This is a genomic window from Paenibacillus sp. OAE614 (genome assembly GCF_040546645.1).
GTDB classification, from domain to species: Bacteria; Bacillota; Bacilli; order Paenibacillales; family Paenibacillaceae; genus Paenibacillus_AQ; species Paenibacillus_AQ favisporus.
Genome location: NZ_JBEPOD010000001.1, coordinates 2,927,202 through 2,947,879, shown reverse-complemented (window position 1 = coordinate 2,947,879; position 20,678 = coordinate 2,927,202). Strand labels below are relative to the sequence as shown.

19 protein-coding genes are annotated in these 20,678 nt (G+C 51.6%); 4 read left to right on the top strand and 15 right to left on the bottom strand.

Annotated elements, in window-relative coordinates; all coding sequences use genetic code 11:
- Positions 1-137 precede the first annotated feature (137 nt).
- The 3 genes from ABIE48_RS13665 to ABIE48_RS13655 are packed head-to-tail and all read right to left on the bottom strand — an operon-like array spanning position 138 to position 1,457.
- Positions 138-350 (bottom strand): hypothetical protein, encoded by a 213-nt coding sequence (locus tag ABIE48_RS13665; protein ID WP_354519070.1) that lies wholly within the window; start codon positions 348-350, stop codon positions 138-140.
- A gap of 5 nt (positions 351-355) precedes the next feature.
- The gene (locus ABIE48_RS13660) at positions 356-1,144 is read right to left on the bottom strand and encodes an NAD-dependent epimerase/dehydratase family protein (RefSeq protein WP_192714239.1); all 789 of its coding nucleotides are present in this window, start codon (positions 1,142-1,144) and stop codon (positions 356-358) included.
- Positions 1,145-1,172: 28 nt separating this feature from the next.
- Positions 1,173-1,457 carry a GNAT family N-acetyltransferase gene (locus ABIE48_RS13655; RefSeq protein WP_192714240.1) on the bottom strand — a complete coding sequence of 95 codons (285 nt, stop codon included), beginning with the start codon at positions 1,455-1,457 and terminating at the stop codon, positions 1,173-1,175.
- 220 nt (positions 1,458-1,677) lie between these two features.
- Here ABIE48_RS13655 and ABIE48_RS13650 point away from each other — a divergent pair, with 220 nt between their 5' ends.
- Entirely contained in the window at positions 1,678-3,087 is a 1,410-nt protein-coding gene (locus ABIE48_RS13650; RefSeq protein WP_192714241.1) for an amino acid permease, read from the top strand.
- Between the two features lie 83 nt (positions 3,088-3,170).
- Here ABIE48_RS13650 and ABIE48_RS13645 read toward each other — a convergent pair whose 3' ends face one another.
- Entirely contained in the window at positions 3,171-3,854 is a 684-nt protein-coding gene (locus ABIE48_RS13645; RefSeq protein ID WP_354519067.1) for a hypothetical protein, read from the bottom strand.
- Positions 3,855-4,035: 181 nt separating this feature from the next.
- On the opposite strand from ABIE48_RS13645, the gene ABIE48_RS13640 reads away from it, so the two are divergent.
- Positions 4,036-5,544, top strand: coding sequence for a stalk domain-containing protein (locus ABIE48_RS13640; RefSeq protein WP_192714242.1), 1,509 nt, complete (start codon positions 4,036-4,038; stop codon positions 5,542-5,544).
- Positions 5,545-5,635: 91 nt separating this feature from the next.
- Here ABIE48_RS13640 and ABIE48_RS13635 read toward each other — a convergent pair whose 3' ends face one another.
- Complete coding sequence (locus tag ABIE48_RS13635) at positions 5,636-6,178, bottom strand: hypothetical protein (RefSeq protein WP_192714243.1); 543 nt, start codon at positions 6,176-6,178, stop codon at positions 5,636-5,638.
- 245 nt (positions 6,179-6,423) lie between these two features.
- On the opposite strand from ABIE48_RS13635, the gene ABIE48_RS13630 reads away from it, so the two are divergent.
- A complete protein-coding gene (locus ABIE48_RS13630; RefSeq protein WP_145019879.1) occupies positions 6,424-7,017 on the top strand; it encodes an NADPH-dependent FMN reductase in 594 nt (197 codons plus the stop codon).
- A gap of 100 nt (positions 7,018-7,117) precedes the next feature.
- On the opposite strand, the gene ABIE48_RS13625 is transcribed toward ABIE48_RS13630, so the two are convergent.
- From ABIE48_RS13625 to ABIE48_RS13595, 7 genes are all read right to left on the bottom strand, one after another.
- Positions 7,118-7,960, bottom strand: coding sequence for a nucleotidyltransferase family protein (locus ABIE48_RS13625; RefSeq protein ID WP_192714244.1), 843 nt, complete (start codon positions 7,958-7,960; stop codon positions 7,118-7,120).
- 112 nt (positions 7,961-8,072) lie between these two features.
- Complete coding sequence (gene nadE, locus ABIE48_RS13620; protein WP_145019884.1) at positions 8,073-8,891, bottom strand: ammonia-dependent NAD(+) synthetase; 819 nt, start codon at positions 8,889-8,891, stop codon at positions 8,073-8,075.
- 15 nt (positions 8,892-8,906) lie between these two features.
- On the bottom strand, positions 8,907-9,521 hold the full coding sequence (gene nadD, locus ABIE48_RS13615) for a nicotinate (nicotinamide) nucleotide adenylyltransferase (protein WP_076165843.1): 615 nt from the start codon (positions 9,519-9,521) through the stop codon (positions 8,907-8,909).
- 10 nt (positions 9,522-9,531) lie between these two features.
- On the bottom strand, positions 9,532-11,019 hold the full coding sequence (locus tag ABIE48_RS13610; protein WP_192714245.1) for a nicotinate phosphoribosyltransferase: 1,488 nt from the start codon (positions 11,017-11,019) through the stop codon (positions 9,532-9,534).
- 89 nt (positions 11,020-11,108) lie between these two features.
- Positions 11,109-11,885 carry an NUDIX hydrolase gene (locus tag ABIE48_RS13605; RefSeq protein ID WP_192714246.1) on the bottom strand — a complete coding sequence of 259 codons (777 nt, stop codon included), beginning with the start codon at positions 11,883-11,885 and terminating at the stop codon, positions 11,109-11,111.
- A gap of 189 nt (positions 11,886-12,074) precedes the next feature.
- Complete coding sequence (locus ABIE48_RS13600) at positions 12,075-13,676, bottom strand: copper amine oxidase N-terminal domain-containing protein (RefSeq protein WP_192714247.1); 1,602 nt, start codon at positions 13,674-13,676, stop codon at positions 12,075-12,077.
- Between the two features lie 136 nt (positions 13,677-13,812).
- Complete coding sequence (locus ABIE48_RS13595) at positions 13,813-16,635, bottom strand: DEAD/DEAH box helicase family protein (protein ID WP_192714248.1); 2,823 nt, start codon at positions 16,633-16,635, stop codon at positions 13,813-13,815.
- Between the two features lie 186 nt (positions 16,636-16,821).
- Here ABIE48_RS13595 and ABIE48_RS13590 point away from each other — a divergent pair, with 186 nt between their 5' ends.
- Positions 16,822-17,250 carry an EamA family transporter gene (locus ABIE48_RS13590; RefSeq protein WP_145019899.1) on the top strand — a complete coding sequence of 143 codons (429 nt, stop codon included), beginning with the start codon at positions 16,822-16,824 and terminating at the stop codon, positions 17,248-17,250.
- Between the two features lie 9 nt (positions 17,251-17,259).
- Here the strand turns inward: ABIE48_RS13590 and ABIE48_RS13585 are convergent, their stop codons facing one another.
- From ABIE48_RS13585 to ABIE48_RS13575, 3 genes are all read right to left on the bottom strand, one after another.
- Complete coding sequence (locus tag ABIE48_RS13585) at positions 17,260-18,579, bottom strand: VTT domain-containing protein (RefSeq protein ID WP_192714249.1); 1,320 nt, start codon at positions 18,577-18,579, stop codon at positions 17,260-17,262.
- A 247-nt stretch (positions 18,580-18,826) separates the two neighbouring features.
- Positions 18,827-19,474, bottom strand: coding sequence for a TVP38/TMEM64 family protein (locus ABIE48_RS13580; protein WP_354519062.1), 648 nt, complete (start codon positions 19,472-19,474; stop codon positions 18,827-18,829).
- A gap of 12 nt (positions 19,475-19,486) precedes the next feature.
- Complete coding sequence (locus ABIE48_RS13575) at positions 19,487-20,653, bottom strand: MGDG synthase family glycosyltransferase (protein WP_192714251.1); 1,167 nt, start codon at positions 20,651-20,653, stop codon at positions 19,487-19,489.
- Positions 20,654-20,678: the final 25 nt, after the last annotated feature.

The following is a 20,678-nucleotide window of genomic DNA, read 5'->3' as shown; positions in this document are numbered from 1 at the left end:
TCACATGACGCATATTTAAATTTACCATGTTGCTTTCATTTTGGCAACTCTATTTTTGTTTACTTTCTAACTCCGCCTTTCACGGGATAACGTTCCGTCTGGCGGAGTTTTTTTGAAGATTATAGAATTTATAAATTTCAGCGAAGCTGAACCATTCCTATAATCGCAAGAAAAACTTCAGCTACATGCGGTCTGTCTTCTTTGAAGGTACGTCGATAGACGTTTTTCTTTTGTTCCGATGGATCAAAGTCAACAAGAAAAGGAGTTACGCCGCCTGCAGACGACATAACTCCTTCGCTTTTTTTTATAAAAGCAATTCCCGCTTTTCTCAGGGACATATTCAGAACCATATTTTCTATGCCTGTTCTTTCTTTATCCCTGGACCGCCTTGGTATATCCCCTCCTCCTGCTTGATGTCGTCTTCGTCCAGCCCCTGCCGTGCCAGCACATCCGCCGCGTTGTCCTTAGGCACATAGCCGATTTTTTCGCGCAAGTATCCGATATCATAATAATTGTCGTCATTTGCTGAGGTCCCGTACATTGTCAAAAACTTAAGGGATGGATCTGCCTCAATGCAGCATTCGGCCAATTGCACCATATCGCGCCGGGAGATCCAAATATGAGCGGTACGGTCCGAGTGCGGACGGTCGTCGCCCGGAAAATTGCCGATCCGGATGTTCACGGAGGAAACTCCGTACTTATCGGAATAGTAACGGCCCAGAAGCTCGATATAGCTTTTGCTGAGCCCATAAAAGCTGTCAGGCCGGTGATCCTCGGGCTTGATATGCTCTCCTACTTTATAAAAACCGGTGGCATGATTGGAACTGGCAAAGATAACCCTCGATACGCCGCCTTTACGGGCGCCTTCATAAATGTGATAAGCACCTGTCACGTTAATCGGGAGCACCTTCCCGAGGAAATCGTCTTCGTCTTTAGCCCAGCCAAAATGAAGCACCGTATCGATACCCTCCAGCGCTGTCGCCACAGCCTCTCCATCCGTGATGTCCAGCTTGCCGACTCCGTGCTCCGGATCGGGCCGAATATCCGTTGCGACCACTTCATACTTGCCTGTCGACCGGAGTCCATCCGTTACACAACTTCCGATCCGTCCGGCTGCACCGGTAACGAGTATTTTTCGTTTCATAGTTCCCACCTCATTTCTTATTGTTCGATCAGCGTTCTTCCTGCTGCCACACATCCTTATAGTCTTTATGCCGCTTGAATTGAACATGGGCAAACGAGCACGCGGGAATAATCTTCTTGCCTTCCTTCCGGGCCATATCCACCACTGCTTTGACCAGTTCATCCCCGATCCGCTGCCCTCGCAGCTCTTCGGACACATACGTATGATCTATGACGATGGTTCTGCCATCTACGGGCTGAAAAGTGATTTCCGCCACCCTCCGATCATCCTCCACCATCACGAACCCTTGACCCGCTTCACGGATTTCTCTCAATATTCCCACGCTCCTCGTGCAAAGTTGTTCCATCTTTGTTCTATCTTCTTTATTCTTCCCCGCCGAATGGACAAGCGAAACCTACAGAGCGCTTAACGTCATAAAATGGGCTCCCCTGAATTTTACTCTGGTGCTTTACCAGAAGAAAGTGTATGATTAATACTTGTCAGTGTTTTTTCAACAAGTCGATGCATTATTCATTCAAAAGGAGTTTGACATCATGACCAGACACAAATTGGGATTCTGGATTTTGACCGCTCTCGTCGTGGGGAATATGGTCGGTTCCGGAATTTTTATGCTGCCCCGCTCGCTGTCCGAAGCGGCCAGCCCTGCGGGCGTCATTCTGGCCTGGCTGGCGACTGGGCTCGGGGTTCTTATGCTGGCGCTGGTTTTCGGAAGCTTGGCTGTCCGTAAGCCGGAGCTGAGCGGCGGGCCGCAAATTTATGCGAAGGAGCTGTTCCGGGAAGGCTCACATGGCTCCCGCCTGGCCGGCTTCATGTCCACTTGGGGGTACTGGGTAGGCAATATAGCCGGGTTCGTGGCGGTGATTACGACCTTCGCCAGTTACCTGTCGACCTTTTTTCCGGTGTTGACCAGCGATAAGGTGTGGGTGGATACCGGAATATTGACGTTAAAGGCCGGCAATGTGCTGACATTTATCGTCTGCTCGCTTCTGCTGTGGGGAACGCACGCCATCTGCATGAAAGGCATGAACGGTGCGGGCCGATTGAATTTTATCGCGACGGCAACCAAAGTGGTTGGCTTCGCCTTGTTTATTATCATTGCATTATTCGCTTTTCAAAAAAGCAACATCGGCCCCTTCCTGGCTCCTCGGACCAATGACAGCGGCGAAACGCTCAGCCTGCTGTCCCAGGTCAATGCCGCAGCCGTTGGAACACTGTGGGCTTTTATCGGCGTCGAATCCGCCATGGTCTTTGCCGCCCGCGCCCGCCGCAAGCAGGACATCCGCCGCGCAACCATTGCCGGGCTGCTCATCTCCATCGTCTTGTATGTGGGCATCAGCATCCTGACGATGGGACTTCTGACGCAGGACCAGCTGATGGCTTCCCAGAATCCGCTGGTGGACGGCATCACCGCGGTAATCGGTCCGATCGGCGGCAAGCTCCTTGCAGCGCTGGGCTTGATCAGCCTGCTTGGATCAACGATCGGCTGGGTGCTGCTGAGCGCCGAGGTGCCGTTTCAGGCCGCCAAGCTGGGCGTGTTTCTCCCTTCCTTTTCCAAGGAAAACGGAAAGGGCATGCCGAAGACGTCGCTATGGATCTCGAACGCGGTCGGTCAGGTTTTGCTGCTGTCGACGATCTCCGGCTCGATCTCGGCGGCGTTCGATTTTATCATTTACATTGCCACGCTTGCCTATCTGGTCCCTTATTTGATTGCTTCACTCTATCATATTAAGCTGATTTGGACCGGAGAAACCTTTACGGCTCGCAAAGAACGGGTAACCGAGGGCATGATCGCAGGGCTCGCGGCATTGTATTCACTTTGGGTCATCATCGCGGGAACGGCGGATTTGAAAACCTTCCTGCTGGGCATTGTGTTGATCGTCAGCGGCATTCTGTTTTATCCGCTGCTGTTCAAGAAAGGCAAGGTACGAAGCACATCAAACTGATCATTACTGTATGAACACAAAAAGGCGGCCATCTTGGATGGACGCCTTTTTCATAAGATTCTGTGCGACAACAGCTTCAACTTCTAAGGCTTACCGATATACAGTTTACCGTTCGCAAAAATCGCCGAATATCCGAGCTTGTACAGCTCGAAATACGGAGCCAGCGTGTCTCCTTCAAGCCCGTATCGGTGCCATTGAAGGTAGTAAGAAATCCAGTAATCACAGGCAATGGAATAATAAGCCTCGCTCAACATTTGAACGGGTTCCTGATGATCCGTATGCTCACTCACCAGTTCAAACAACGATTCGTGTACGACGGGATCATACTCCTGCCGGAATTTTTCGAATTCGCTGCCGGATACGATGACGACTTCGGAGACCGTTCCGAGATACGCCGACGCCTCAACCGCTTCCTCCAACTCGGCATGATCGTCCATCAGCTGCTTCAAACCGAGGATATGCCTTTTGCCGAGATCCCTGAGCTCCTCTTCGGATACATGATCAGATTTACCGTTAAAATACCCGGGCACCCATTCCCCTTGAAAATCCTGCGGATCCAGCATTTCATAGATCGGGAGGATGCGTTGTAAAAAGATATCGCCGTCTTCCAGAGGTGCAAACGTAGCTTCCACCCCTTTTCCGCTGGGCATATAGATTTGAAAATAGCCGTAAAACATCTCTTCTTCAATAGGCCCGGCAGTTTCTTCAGCCTCTTCTTCATCCATCAATCCAAGCACGTATTTTCCATACTCCTGCTGATCGATCATATCCGCCTCCTGTCTGCTGGATTCTACTAACTAGAATTATAAAGCGTAGGCAGCGGCCGGAGCAACGGTTGGCCGAACACGGATCTTTTCCGATAAAGATTACGCTTGGGCCGCGCAACTTCCCGCATGATGCTTGCGTCTTGATTAGTAGATTCAAGTAAAAAGAACACGGAGGATGATCATGAAATATTCCCACTTCATGCAAGGCGTGCTGCTATCTGCAGTGGTTGTGACGGCGGTATCACCCCATTCGTTTGCGGCAGCATCCACTCAACCGGCAAACCGCATGGATGCTACAGCATTGTTATCTGCGTCCAGCTCTGCTGAGTCACCGGCCGCGTCAGCTTCCAGCACCGCCGCTTTGGGAACGGCTTTCGTTCAGGTCGCAGCCGGGAATTATTATTCGGTCGGACTCCGGGCAGACGGCTCGGTGTGGACCTGGGGAAGAAACTTATTGGGCGAACTCGGGATTCCCGATACTACGGCCGTTTCCAGCATGGTGGCACCTGTTCGTCTCAACACACTGCCACCATTGAACTCGATAGCTACCGACGGGTATGGTTACCAATTGGGCGTCGCACGCGACGGTACGGTATGGGAATGGGGATCACGACCGGGCTACGTCCGGGAAACCCAGGTTCCGCGAGCACTCCTGGGTTTATCCGGAATCTCGCAAGTAACGACATTGCAAAAATACAGCTTTGGTCTCGGAAGCGATGGGTCCGTTAAAGCGTGGATGAAAGATCAGAAGAGCGGCGATTCGGGCCAGCCGATTTCAGTTAGTGGCTTGAAAAATATCGTTCAACTGCAGTCGGCATCCGATTATATCTGTGCGCTGGATTCCGCCGGATCTGTCTGGAGGTTTACGGTGAACACCTCAGAGAATCAGCTTCACTTCTCCGTACCGGTCCGAATACAGGGTTTGCCGGCATTGAAGCAAATTTCCACGCAGCATGCCTATGACGCTTATGGAGTAGACGGCTCCGGCAAGGTATGGAAATGGTCTATCCCAGCTTCTTCTAGCACAGGAAAGCTGTATGTAAAGCCAGTGAGCATTCAGCCGTCCCTTCAGGTCCGAAATGTTTATGCTTCCCCCGGATATGCGTTGCTGGTGAGCCGGCAAGGTGAAGTGTGGATGCACGACGGCAAATCGGGCCGATCGGCCGTTAAAGTCAAAGGACTGCAGCGGATCGTATCGGCATCGGCCGGGGATACCCATCGTTTGGCCATTGATGCCAAAGGCCAGGTGTACGGCTGGGGGGCGAACAATTGGAACGAGGTTGGCGTCCCGCGAAATGCGGGTGACGGCATGGAATACGCACCGGTTCCCATTCAGCGGCCGATCACCATTCGTATCAACGGCACCTTGCTTCCCGCCTCCTTCCCGGCAGTCAACAAGAATAACTCGATCATTGTGCCTGTCAAAAGCATAGCGAAGAAGCTCGGAGGCTCATTCGAGGCCACTACAACTCAGGAAGGGACCACTTACAGGCTTCAATACGGCCAAACTACGGTGACTTTCCGTCCCGACTCGGCCGAAGCCGCCATTCAAGGGCAGTCCATTGCATTGTCCGGCCCGGTAAGTATGATAAACGGCGCCGTCATGGTACCTGCTTCCCTGTTCAAGCAGCTGGGATGCCAGGTCGATTGGAATCCCAATCTTGCCGAGCTGAGCATTCAAGGCAAGTAACAGGCTGTTCATGCGCTGTAAGCACACGCCGCTAAATGCGGTGTGTGCTTTTTTCATAGCGTAATTGCCTAACGATGATTACAGCTAAATTTCATTCAGCGGTGATATGCTTAAGCAAAGCCAACAGCTCTCTGATCCTGGGAGCAAGGTCCTTGTTTCCGCTCATGATCCGTGTGAACTCCGCTACTCCCTGTTTTAGCAGCACACCGCTGAAATAATAATATCCGTAAAAAGGATCCGGCTCGTAGCCGCGAGGTTCTTCTTCCTCCCACTCCTCCTCGTCTCCGTCTTCTTGCTCGGGCCAGAGGTACTTGTCATCCAGCAGCTCTTTCATGGAGTTTATCGAGCCCACTTCTTGAATATCCTGATCTGCTAATGCAGAAGCTACAGCAAGGTATAAATCGATCTCTTCGATGGAAACCTGTAGCGGTTCCTCTGTTCTTAGTTTCTCCATCAGTGCAAGAATGGTCCAAGGGGTCACCTGCCACAAGGTCCCTTGATGTTCGATCAATCCCGCTAGGGAAGCGTACTGTTTTTCTTTAATGAACCGGGGAATGTCCGTGCCTCTCCCATAGGCCGTCGTCAACCGATGCCATGGAACGTCCGGAATTTGAATATCGGTATTAGCCTTCATCGTATGACCTCACCTCTCGCTCTCTATCTTACTTGCTCTACTTTATATTTACTTCCACGCCGCAGTACATGCTTCCTTTTTCCAGTTATGAGAGGTTAGCACCTTAGTTACTTAAATAAAGTTTTTATGTTGACAATATTAAATTTAAAAAATATAATAACTTACGTAAAGTAACTTACTGATGAATTCAGACTGCAGTCGTTTCATAATCCAAATACATCATAGATAGTTCAGGTGGTGCAAACATGTCGTTTTTCAAAAAATTATTTGGCACAGCAGCCAAGGAGGAAGTTACAATGAGCAAATTGAACATCGGTATTATTTTGGGAAGCACGCGTCAAGGCCGGGTAAGCCCGCAAGTGGGACAATGGATCAAAGAGATTGCCGACCAACGCGGTGACGCTAACTACGAAATCGTGGATATCAGCGATTATAATCTGCCTTTCCTCGGAACGACAGACGGTACCGAACCTGGCATCGCTGCCTGGAACCAAAAGCTCGGAGAACTGGACGGCTTCGTGTTTATCGTTCAGGAATACAACCACAGCATTACCGGCGCACTGAAGAATGCGATTGACTTCGCCCGTGAAGCGTGGAACAACAAGGCAGCAGGGATCGTGAGCTACGGCTCCACCGGCGGCGCCCGTGCGGCTGAACATCTCCGCGGTATCCTGGGAGAACTTTTGGTTGCCGACGTTCGCGTTCATCCAACGCTGTCTCTGTTCACCGATTTTGAAAACGGATCGGTCTTTAAACCTCAAGCCCTTCATCTGGACAATGTCAATGCGATGCTGGATCAAGTCGTAGCTTGGAGCGGAGCCCTCAAGACTTTAAGATAATTGTATAGTCAGTCAATCCAGATAAATACAAAAAAAGCTGCCGATTAACTCGGCAGCTTTTTTTGATATTTCCCTCCATGCTTGCTTTCCCTCACTTGCTTCAATCCCTTGCGGTGACCAGCCGATTGGTTTCCTGCACCAGCTTGCGCAGAATATCAAGCGCCTCCTGTAACCGCCCGGCATCTGCCGATACCAAGGTAAACATTTGATGGACCCGCTCTGCATAGGCTGGCGGCACGATATCGAAAGCGTCGGCGATGGCTGTCGCTCCCTTTTCGTTCATGCAATACTGATGATTTATGGCGAACAGCACCTGGTTCAAGCAGGATACCGCCCTGAAGCAGCATCCGCTCACATAAGAGGTGTCTTTCTTGGCGACCCCTTTCATCCCGATGTCAAGCGAAAATTCGGCTTCCCACAAAAACTTGCCGATGACCGCTTGCCGGTATATGGCTGGGAAAGGCGACATTTTGGACTTCAGTGCGGTAATGACGTCCGCAGGATCCCATAGCACTTGGCACAACGCGACTTCCGCCATATAAATGGCGTTAATAAAGCCGTGAGGATGGCCTGGCTGATAATCAATCGTGACGTTTCCCTCAAGGCATTCTTCCATCACCATGGAGACTTTGTAGATATCGCGGTACAAAAAATCAACCGGTATTTGTTCGACTTGCAGCCAGCCCCCGCCATTGATCCAAGGTCCCCATCCCCCGATCTCCGTGATCAGGTCCGTTCGGCCGTCATCATCGAGGACAGCAGCGATCCGACGGAGTTCTTTGATGTCCAATCCTTCCCTTGAATCATAATAGATGCCGATATCGATATCGGATCCGGGATGATGCGTCCCTCTGGCTCTGGAACCACCAAGTACGATGGCCCTGACCCCATCAACCTGACAAAGATCCTGTGTTATTCGATGGATTATGGACTGAATATCCATGCCGGCTCACCTCATTCGACTCTTTTCATTTATTATAGCAGCCGCACAAACCGGATTTACGGTAGAAAACGATTTAACGTAAAAATGCACCGGCTAAAGCCGGCGCTTGGCCTTATTTCCACCATTCATCAAAAGGAGTCACAGGCAGCTCACGTTTATGCTGCGAACGGTCATAACGTTGCTCAATCTTGAGCTGCTCCTGCGGGTCAACCTGCTGCCCGGTCAAATACTGGTCGATCACTTCGTATTCCATGCCCAGCTCGGTTTCATCCGGCTGCTGCGGCTTGTTGTCCAGCAGATCGGCCGTAGGCGTCTTCAGATACAACCGCGCTTCGGCGTCCAAAGCTTTAAGCAGCTGGCGGCCCTGCTCTTTGGTCAGCCCGGTCAGCGGAAGAATATCCGCTCCCCCGTCACCGAATTTCGTGAAAAATCCGGTGAGGGCTTCGGCGGCATGGTCCGTCCCGATCACCAAACACTGACGATCACCGGCAATGGCGTACTGGGCGATCATCCGCATTCTCGCTTTGACGTTTCCTTTATGGTAATCGGGAAGCCCGTTTCCGGTAGATTCAGAATACGTAAGGGCAAATGCGTTGACGGCATTCATAATGTTGAAATCATAGCTCTCGTCCGGCTTGATAAAATCCAGCGCCTTCTGCGCATCGTCCTCATCCTTCTGAATGCCGAAAGGGAGCCGAACCGCGTAAAATTTGGCCTCATATCCTTCCGAACGCAGCTCCTGGACCGCAAGCTGGGCAAGGCGTCCTGCCAGGGTCGAGTCCTGCCCGCCGCTGATGCCGAGCACGAACCCCTTGGCCCCTGCCTTTTTGCAGTAATCCTTGAGGAAACCGATTCGTCTGCGAATTTCCTCCTCCGGCTTAATTTCAGGCTTTACATGAAGTTCTTGAATAATTTGTTGTTGGTTTTTCATATCAATGACTCCCTTCTATCGGTACAGTTTATGTTGGCACATATAAGCATAGCAGTTGTCGGGAACCAGGTAACGCGGCTCACCGCCTCGTTGGAATTCATCCCGGATATACGTCGAGCTGATTTCCATCGCGAGCCCTTTGTCGATCAGATGAAACGTCTGTCCGTCGTCGGCGTTCCGCAGAATCGGCGATTTGCTGATGGCCGCCAGCATGTTGATCCCGTCCCGAGCCATCACGATAAACTTGTTTTCCTGTATGAGCTCCTCGGATTTTTTCCATTTCCCTTCCCCGATATCAAGCAGCAGATCCGCACCCATGATAAAATAAATGTCGTCGTCCGGGAAAGCCTCCTTGTAATGCTTCAGCGTCAGATAGGTGGCAATTTCCCATCCTGCTTGCTTCATCTCATAATCGTCCGCGACAAATTTATCATTGCCATCTATCGCAAGTTGAATCATGTTCCACCGATGCTCGTCGCTGGCATGCAGCGATTTATCCGGCCTTTTGCTTGAACAGGGCAGGAAGATCACCCGGTCCAGCCGGCAGCGGTGGGCCACGGTGCTGGCCGTCCACAGATGCACGTTGGTAATAGGATCGAACGAGGATCCGTATATTCCGATTTTCGCCATGTTCCCCTCCTTAAGGCTGCAGCTGCCGCTGGATGTCCCGCTGAATTTCGTCGATCAGCCTCATTTTGTTATCCCAGCATGCCTGGCTCAGGTTCACCGGATACTCTGCCGGATTCAAGATCCGCTGGTATTCCTCCCAAAGCACCTGTAGGTTATCACGCGCAAACGCTCTGATGTCCTTCAAATCTGGCAGTTCATACACCAGCTCGCCGCTGTCAAAAACCAGATAATGGAGCTCCCTTGCCTCAAAACCGGTCACGAACTTGGCAATATACGTATGCACCGGATGGAACATTTTGAGACGCGTCTCTTTCTGTGGTTCTTCATGCTCCAGTGCAATATAATCACCTTCCGATTTGCCGTTGCTCCGGTTGATGATGCGATAAACCCGCTTTCTGCCCGGGGTTGTAATCTTTTCGGGATTCGAGCTGATTTTAATGGTGTCGACCATTTCACCAGTTTCATTCTCAATGGAAATCAGCTTGTAAACGGCTCCCAGTGCGGGCTGATCGTAAGCGGTAATGAGCTTGGTTCCGACACCCCACACATCGATCTGCGCCCCCTGGGCTTTCAGGCTCATGATCGTCTGTTCATCGAGATCGTTGGAGGCATAAATTCGGGCTTGCGGAAAACCGGCATCGTCGAGCATTTTTCTGGCCTCTTTAGATAAATAAGCCAGATCGCCGCTATCCAAACGTATGCCTTTGAACGTGATCCGATCGCCGTACGCTTTGGCCGCCTTAATCGCGTTCGGTACCCCGGACTTCAACGTATCATACGTATCGACAAGGAAAACGCAGTCCCTGTGGGACTCTGCATACTTACAGAAAGCGGTATATTCATCCCTGTAGGCCTGAACCATCGCATGGGCATGCGTTCCTGCAGTCGGAATGCCGAACAGTTTGCCTGCCCGCACGTTCGATGTCGCATCAAACCCTCCGATGTACGCCGCGCGCGTTCCCCAAATGGCGGCATCCATTTCCTGGGCCCGTCTGGATCCGAACTCCATCGTGACGTCGTTTCCGGTAACCTGCTTCATGCGAGAGGCCTTCGTCGCGATCAAAGTCTGATAGTTTACGATATTCAGCACAGCCGTCTCGATTAACTGAGCTTCCGCCAGTGGTGCCTCAATCCGCATCAGCGGTTCATTGGCGAACACCAGCTCCCCCTCTCTCATTGACTTTACCGTTCCCGTGAAGCGGATCCCGGAGAGATATTTTAAAAACTCGTCGCTGTATCTATCTTCCTTCAGGTAGGACAGATCGGATTCCGTAAAACGAAATTGCTGCAGATAGCGCACCACCCGTTCCAGTCCGGCGAAGACGGCATAACCGTGGTGAAACGGGATTTTACGAAAATAAACCTCGAATACTGCCCGTCGTTTATGAATTCCATCCTGCCAGTAGGCCTGCGTCATATTGATCTGATATTTATCCGTATGCAGCGCAAGGCTGTCATCTGCATGAAGATTGGTATCCGGATTCGGTTGCTGATTCATTCGTTGGTCCTCCTTTTGTAAAATAACAATTAACCAAATGTTAAATCAGATTTCGAAAAAAATAAGATCTTTATTTTCGCACAATGGATTTACTTCTTGCTGTGATATATGGAGCTGCTGATATCCGCATCCACAAAGCGGTACAGCTGCGTCGGTTTCTTCGACGTTCGGCTCGTCTTCTTGCCGGCCACCTCCTGGATAAACGGGAGGGACTTGATCTTTCTGGCAAAAGCCGCATCCAGGGCAATCGCCGAATCTTCCGTTACGGTGAGCAGTACGCTCTGCAGCTCCGAATAGGTGAACTCTTCAGGCAGAAAATCCTTGGCCGCCGTCGTCTCCAGCAGCTTCTGCCGGATGACGGCAATGGCGTCTTGGATGATGACTTCATGGTCAAACGCCAAGTCCAGCGACAGGACGTCGTCGACCGGAAACAGCTCAACCTCGCTCGCGTCATCATTGGCTGCTCTCTGGGACAGATGGCGTTCGGGCACGATCGCATAATGCGCGTTCGATATGATCCAGCCCCGCGGGTCCCGGCCCGGCGTATCGTATACGCCAAAATGCTCCAGATGAATATGCTCGACCCCAGTCTCTTCTTTCAGTTCCCGCTGCGCCGTTTGAAAAGCGGATTCCGTTGGTTCGACAAAGCCGCCCGGCAGCGCCCACTTCCCTGCTTCGATGTTGGGGCGGCCCTCACTGTCCGTCATACTCCGTTTGATGAGCATGATTTGCAGCTCCATAACCGGCGGTTTAAATGCTTCCGTCTTCTCCGAACGGATTGTAAAGACCGCGATGTCGGACGTATAGCCGTCAGGTGTGCGGTACTTTCGGACATCGTATTGCTGAAGTGCTTGTTCGTTGGACATATTTGCCTGCGCCTTTCCTGTTTCGATTTACAATTAACATTTTGTTAATTAATAATATACCTGGGTTGGTTTTTTGTGTCAAGGGTTATGTTGCCAAAATAATAAAAAAACAAGCCGACTTCTGCGTCGGCCTGTTCAAATGTTTCGGTCAGGAAGCAGTTAGACAAAATAGGCGGTTCCAAGACCGACCTAATTATTGGAACTTACTTTTAAGCGCTCGAAAGTCTTGACCATTTCGGCATCCTCCAGAAAAATAGTTTTCCCTCCCAATTCTGAACCCATAGCCAGCTTGGTTCCTTCAGCTCTGTAAATGCTGACGGAATCCCCGGCAGTGAACTCTACCGACATACCGTGGAAAAACGTTTCGGGAAATATCCTTGGCAGCGTCACTTCCGAGCCTTCGGCAGTAATTTTTTTAAGCATCCGGCAAACGGTACGAATCCCCTCGTGATCCTGCTTGTTCGCTGCGATCAGCGGTTTGTACGTGATGTCTCCATCCTGCATATGAACAAACTTCACAGTGTCGACGGCGCATGAAGCGGCCATCTCCTGAAAGCTTCGCTCTTTAGGGAGTGCCTTCCGTTCTTCAGCATAAGACGGCCGTTCGTAGGTCAGCCGCTCGGAGGGAGCGTTTTTTTGAAACGGACTGTCATAGGCGAAATCTAAAATTCCATAACCGGGATACCAATCATCCCCGGCGAAGCTCAGCGTATCTCCTGGATACGGCGTCTGGTTCTCACGGGCGTATGCCAAATCTTTTCCCGTTAAAAGCTTGTCGGCGAGTACCGTGGTTGTCTGGTCCCTCAGGTCGATTAACGTCAACAATCCGGTGCGGCTCGGCCGGACCACCAAATAATCCGTGCCAACGGCCTGAACGCCGAACACGTCTTCCTGCTTGGTCAGCTCCGACAAATCATGCGTGGCAACGATCTTCCCTTCGTCGTTATATACCCACACGATCTTTCCGTCCGTCAGCACCGTATATTCGATCCAGCCTTTAGGATCATATACCTGATAGTATGACGTATTCGGTTCGTACCGGCGGTCATAAGCCGCATGCTTCTGCTCGACGATTCGGTTATTGCGGATAAGTAGGGCGTAGACATCATAATGGGGCTGAGGGTTCGCGTACTTATCCACAAAGGTTAGCACCGTATTTTTCCCATTTCGAACCGCTCCATCGGTCGTAACGGTCCCTTTAAATTCAGCATCCAGTTTACCGATCGAGGTTACATCAGTTTGTTCATCTTTGGTTAGATACAGGTCATGGGTAACCTGATTCAACCAAATCGCATAGGGCGTTAATCTCATGTAATCGTCCGATTTCGTCATATGTACGGTTTGAGTGGACTTCTCCCACTTCACTTCCGTTCCCATAGCCTCGGAGAAAAAGCGCAGCGGAGCATACACCCGCCCGTCGACCATTCGAAGTGGCGAGGACAGGGCGACATGCTGTCCATTGACGCTAGCGCTTTTCGAGCCAAAAGGCAGTTTCACGGTGAGCTTTGGATACCTCATTGTTACCGTTTTGGCCTGAACGTTCCAAGAGACCAGGGTACCGAGCACTTCTCCCATATCCCGGACCGGCAGATAAACCGTACCTTTGTCCAGGAAAGGGGGTGTTTTCGGATTTGCAGCTTTACCGTTCATCGTCAAGTTAATGCCAGTATTGGCCGCCGCTTTGGTTGCCGCGGAATTGTCGGCGCTAACAGGCAGTGCAATTGCAAATGCAGCAGCGGCGGCCAGAAAAGCAGCCGGCAGAAATGAATTCCATCGTAGTTTGAAGCGCATCAGATAGGATCCTCCCGTTATAAAAAGAATGAGTGCCTAATCAATAAACGCCGGAAATCAGCTGTTGGTTGCTGCCCTGAGAAATTTCCTCGTAAATAATTCACCAGCTACAGCGCCGCATGTGATGGTTCACGCCTTACCGCCAAGCGCTGACTCGCTCGGATTTGTGGACAAACATCGACGTCAGGGACTTCGCTCTCGCATCAAGCAGTTTCCTGCGGCCCTCGGGAGTCCGGGTATAGACCAGCTCAGCCGGTCCGATATGCTTGCGCCACAGAACGGCAAAACGCTCGGCAATGTCCTTGCGGCGTCCGATCTCCTCCGGGACGGCATGATAATCATGCGACCGGCCAATCCACCGCCGCGATGTGCGATAGATTAGATAGCGGGGATTGTCGATCGGATCGAGCAGCTGCTGCAGAGCATTGAGGAACAGCGTCTTTTCATGCGTACTCCCATCCCTCAGCCAGCATACGACGGTCCCCCCTTCCTCCTGACTTCCGATCAGATGAATGCTCGGCGCGGGTTGGACAAGCTTCATTTCATACAGCACGGTGTATACGGCTAATCCGACTTCGCGAATACTTCGATCCAGCGACTGGTGCTTGATCGTCATCTTTGCAGCCTTGTAGATCCAAGGGCTGGCACAGACGGCCGCCAAGACGGCAGCGATGCTGAATTTGAACCACCCCGGTGCATCCGAATGCAGCATTTGAGGCGATGAGGCCGCGTCAAAAAAAGTCTCCAATCCGAGTACCATTGCGAAAATAAGAACTGCTTTGATCGTATAGGGATAAACCACCGGCCTTGGAACACGCTTGCCTTCCGCTTTCAGCTCCTCGGTCATCGAACCCTGCAGGGCAACGGCTGATGCCCAACGCTCCTTAAGTAAATGACGCTCCTTTGCCCTTTCCAATGTTTGTGCGTTGTACTGCTCAATATCCCTTACCGCTAACTGTCCCTGCCTCAATCCCATTCGCTCCATACCGGATTCGATCGTCTCATTCGTAATGGACAAGCCCACCAACGAGCGGAAACGTCTGGCAAGAGACGCCATATCTTCTCCTCCATCCGCAAGCTCCGTATCGACGCAGGCCAAATGCCATATCGCCCCAGTTTTGTCCGGATTTCCGCGCTGCGAACGGATCGCACGCCCACGCATCTGATTGGACAGCATAAATGAGCCTACGTAGGAGGCCATGATCATCGAATTAATCCCCGGCGCATCCCATCCTTCGCCCAGCAGCGCAGCCGTACCAACGAGTACGCGGACACCGCCTTGGTCAAAGAGCTCTGTGACCCATTCGACGATAACGGAACGATTCGAATCGCGCACATCGATCGTCACGTATTCGGAATCGTGGGCGAGCGGCCGCTCCGTGAGCGTAATACCACGCTGACCGGCCGTCTCCCGCACCCATGCCGCCGCAGCGACTGGCAGGATCACAAGGGAGCCGGTCAGAACGCCGATGGGGAGCTCTCGCCCGCTCAGTTCTTTTTCTCTAAGCCTTCTGCGGATGGTTTCGAAAATCGGGACCACCCCTAGGCGCTGAATCGGCTGTTCATCCCCCGCTTGCTTAGGCATGTCTTCCTTCCGGATATAATCGGTCAGGATGACCATGCGCAAGCCTTCGCCAAGGACCGATCTCTCAAAATCGAGGATATGCCCGATTTGCTTCAGCTTCGAAACGCTGTGAACCAGCATTTTGTCCAGTGCCGGGGTGGACCGCAAGTACAGCTTCCGCCGCTCAATCATGCCGATCTGGCTGAGCCGTCTGCGAAGTTCCTTCATCACAGGCCGATCTGAATCCACATGGGCATCTTTAAACAATACCCCGTTCAACAGCTCCTCCAGCCATTCGTCGCTTAGATTTGGCGTATCTGCTTCTTTGAGCCCCAGCAGCCTGACCGCATCGCGCCACACTGGCTGATTCGCCGCCCGTAAGAAAATGACCATGCTGGAGTAATAACCCGGGGAAGATAATATCTCTTCCATATGGGATTCCGCATTCGTGATCCAAGGGTGGCCGGCGATCAGTTCGGTCATGAACTTGTCCCGGATGAGCTCGCCCCGCAGCCTGGCCGCATGCATGCGAAACTCGCGGAGCTGTGCCGCTTCCTTTTCCTCAGGCGGGGTCAGCATGATGTAATCCTGATGCGGGCATAATTCGCCATGACCGACAAGCTCCGGCACGCTGATTTCCTCATCAATCGGCCCGCACAGCTCGATATACCGCTGCCACTCGTTCGGATTCACGTCATACGGCGGCGTTGCCGTCAGCGCAATTTTGGTCGGCCGCTCCAGCATGCCGCACAGCTGAACGGCGCTCCTCCACCAGGACACGCGCAAATGATGTGCTTCATCAAAAATGACGGTGTGCAGTCCCAGCTTCTTCAGCTTTTCAATGATCTCTATCGCTGCTGAAGGCTGGCCCACCTCGTCTACCTTTTCCGCCTCATCCGTGTCTTCTGGAATCTCCTGCTCCTCCGGAGCCGATTCACGTTCAGTCATAGCATCTTCCGTATCATCGACCGCAGATTTCATCCCATGTTCACTTAGAACAGTAGACTGCTTGTCTCCCTGCGCCTCATCCTTTTTCCCGGCGGCAGTAAGAATGGTATGTAAGGCCTGATATGTTGTAATTGTGACCATGGCCGGATGATGAATGGAAGTCGACAACCAATCCGGGCGTATGTCTGTATCCAAAAAAAGCTCCATGAAGCGGTTTGCCCACTGCTCCTTGATCGTCAAGGTCGGTGCCAAAATGATCGTCGGCCGGTTGATGCGCAGCATGACTTCCAGGCCCAGAACGGTTTTGCCGGATCCGGGAGGCGCAACAAGATGCAGGTGCCGATTGCGCAAATGCTCGTCCAACCGGTCCAGTATCCGCTTTTGATAGGAACGCCACGGATAGCGAAATTTGATATGGTCAGGAAAAACCTTGGTCTGATTCTCCATGGCGGTTCACCTCTTTTCATCTATTTCCTTTCGTCCATATCCCTCTTTACGCCGAAAAACGTGCCAGGGATTCGGGGAATGGATATTTTGTAAAATGATTCATGATTTGAGCCCGTGATGAACAATACTATAATAGGGAATCTTTACCGCTGTTGAAAAGTTATTTATGAAAAAAGGGGGATGCTTATGGCTGCATGGCTTATTTACGCGCTGCTTTCAGCCGCAGCGGCTGCGCTGGTGTCCATTTTCGGGAAAATAGGTCTGCAAAACATCGATGCCAACGCCGCCACGGCGATTCGGGCCGTCATTATGGCCTTATTTCTGCTCGGCGTCATTGCCGTACAGGGGAAGTTCGGCCAACTAGGAAGCATTTTTACACAGAAAAAAGCACTCAGCTTCATCGTGCTCAGCGGAGTGGCAGGTGCAACGTCGTGGCTGTTCTATTTTATGGCCCTCAAGTACGGGAAGGTGTCGCAGGTAGGCCCCATCGACAAGTTAAGTGTGGTGATCGCCGTCATTCTGGCCTTTCTGTTTCTCGGCGAAAAAATATCCTGGCTGAACTCAGCCGGCGTCGTGCTGATCGCAATCGGCGCACTGCTGGTCGCCGTGAAATAACCAAACGGATTAAGCATCTTTGCTGCCGCTGCCTTTTCCTGGGGCCGTGCCGAGTTCCGACTCCTTGAATTTGCGCATAATTTCCAGCAGCATCACATGCAGACTGACCCAGACACCGCCAAAAATGTATCCGGCAAACACATCGCTTGGGAACTGCACGTGAAAATAAACCCGGCTGACCCCGACGAACAAACAGATCAGGATCACCGCCACAACGATGGGAATCCGCACGTAACGGAAGTGATAATGCCGCAGCAGTAAAAAGGCCGAAAAACCGCATACTGTCAGCGTAACTAACGTTTCCTCGCTCGGAAATGTATTGAACAGTTGCACGCCAGCTGCCACCGGGCCAGGACGATGGAACAACAGGCGAAGCACCCTGTCCAAGAGCTCTCCGCCGGCCACAACCCATACCAGGAACGACAAATCCAGCCCGCGGTCCCGGCTGTGGAGCACGATCCACAAGCCTGTCAGGCATAGAACCGGCCCATACAAATCCAAAGTCCCGAATCTCGCAAATACGTGCATCCAGCCCGCCCACTTTGGACCGAACAGAACCGATACTAAATAAGAGGCAATTTGGTCGAATTGTCCGTACTCGTGCGACAAAAAATCCTGAATGACGCCGAGCATTAACGAAAAAAACAATACAAACGCAGCAAACGAGGCCAGCAGCAATAGACGGACCTTTCCGAACGACTGAAAGTGCCGCACGCCGCTTGCCAGCAAATCCAACAATCGCTCGATCGCTTGATGTTCATACTTGCGGTAGACATAAATAGCCGCTGTTACCAGTGCCGAACCGATCCCGAACAGGACCATGTACCGATTGACCGTAGAGTGATAGGCTTCCCATTTCGGGCCGAGCACTTTACCAAGCGAAATGAACAGGCCTACCCAGAAAAGCGCGCCGGTGTAGGCAAACAGCGCATAACGCCGGAAGGGCATACGCATTACGCCGCAAAAGTAACCGGTAATATGACGGACCCCCGGTATAAAATAAGCGGCAAACAGAAGCTTGTCCCCGTAGCGCTCAAACCAGCCCGTGATTTGGTCCATCCTCTCTTCGGTGAGATGAACTTTGCCGCCATGGCGCGAAATAAAAGGGCGTCCCAGCCGGTATCCGATCCAATAAGATAAAGTCACGCCGGTCAAGACGCCGGCTCCGGCCGAGGCCATGCTCAGCAGCCAGTTCAGTTTCCCTTCATACACAAACAAACCGGTATAGCTCATCATCATTTCACCAGGAAGAGGCAGAGCAAGCATTTCCAGGCACAAAAATAGATAGATCAATGCGTAACCATAGTGCTCCAGCAAATTCGTCAGCATACGTACTTCCAGCTCCCTCTACACATAACGCTGTAACTTATTTAGTCGTATAACTTTTACTTAATCGGCTTTATTGAAGCACTTTCTCTATATTTCCCCTCCAATACACGCTTTTAACATGCGCCAAGCTGAAATAACCAACCCCAACGAGAAATCCGCCGGGCTTGGTTGGAGTTGCCTGTCATCCTATGAAACGATAAGCTATTTTGCATTGATCCGAATAAACGGCAACCGTTCCTTGGCTGCTCTACTCCGCCGTCACCCTGCTTTTTCGGGACTTACCGGACGTCCGCTTCTTTACATACCATGACAAACCGGCAAGGAGCATGAAGACCATGCAGCCGATCACAGCCCAGAGCGGTGATCCTTTCCGTACACCGGCGTACAGCGCGCTCATGGCCACAGTATGCGGAAACACACCGATCGCCGTCGTCAGCATGTAACGAAATAAGTTAACCTTTAACAGCCCGGCGGCATAGTTGACGGCATGATAGGGGATGAAGGGAACGAACCGTGCGATCAGAAGGCCTTTAAATTCACTGGCTCTCAGCCAATCCTCCATTTTGGCAAGATACGGTTCAACCCGCGTACCTGCAAAATAGGAAGAGAACGACCAGGCAAGCCAATATCCCCCAAAAGCTCCGATGATCCCTGAAGTCCACAAGCAGAGACCTCCCCAATATGGCCCGTAGATTTCCAGAACCATCACGGCGGTGATTTCGCCTGGCAGCGGGAGCATATTTAGCAGAGTTTGAAACAGAAACACAGCGACGAATCCAATGATACGATAGCGGCGTATCCACGCGACAATAGATTCCGCATCCCCTGTTTGCAGCACATAAACGGTATATATCGCCAAAGCGGTCAGGAGCAGCATTCCAATCCATTTCATCATTTGCTTCATCGTTTAGGGACGAAGTATCAGCTCATAATCATGGTTTGCATCTTGATAGTTTTGCAGCGTCTTCAAAATATCGTTCACGATCAGCTCGCCTGCCGCTCCTTTATGAAATTCAGCCATTTTTCCGCTGATCCGATCGGCTATCGTCGGTGCCCCGAGAAAATCCCGGAGCTGCTCCGCGAGCTGGCGGACATTGGATGAAATCTGGGCCATGCCGTTGGTTTTAAAATAGCGGGCGTTTTCCCTCTCCTGACCGCCATACGGACTCAGAATAAAAATCGGCAGCTTCAGAATGACGGCTTCGGACAAAGTTATGCCTCCAGCCTTCGTTACGATGCAGGAGGACGCGGCCATCAGATCGTGGATGTTTTTGACATATCCAACAATATTCACCTGCAGCTGACCCGAAAACAGTGTCGTCAATTTTTCATAGGCTTGCTGTTTGCGTCCGCATACGACTGTAATTTCGCAATCTTCCCGGTCAACCAGCAAATGAATGAGCTCGACGAGCTGCTGGAACACCGTAAATGTGCCTGCCATAATCAAAATACGTTTCCCCTTGGCCGTTCCTTGTGCAGCACGTCGCAGCGGGGCTTCGGCAGCTGCTGTATAGAATTGCGGTCGTACAGGGATACCGGTAACGCTGATTTTCTCCGCTGCGGCGTCATAGTTTTGGACCATTTGGTTCTTAATCTCGTTAGTAGCCACGTAATACGCGAATGTATCCGGATGAATCCAGCGGGAATGCAGGGCATAATCGGTGATGACAGTAAACGTACGCGCGGCGTGAACGCATTCTCGCTCCGAAACGACACCGAAAGGGAATGTATTGATGATCGCATCGGGCCGGAAACGGCTGATGGTCTCCAGCATTTTGCCTTTCACGAGTCCGTTCAGGTACCGCATCACCGGCCCGGATGGATTTGAATCCCTGGTCATGTAATAGCTCCAGCCATAATAGTCGAAGCCCAATTGGGACGTAAATGTGCTCATTTGATACACTTTCGAGAACAAGGAATTTAGTACCGGATGAGCTTCCTTCATAAGGTCAATGATCTGCACCTGGTTGACCTGCTGCGCATGAAAATAGTGCAATAACGCCGAAGATACCTGAAGATGGCCGTCTCCAAAGCCGGCTGTCAAAATCAAAATACGCGGGCGACGGTTAGACATGCATGCTTGTTCCCTCCCTTTGGTC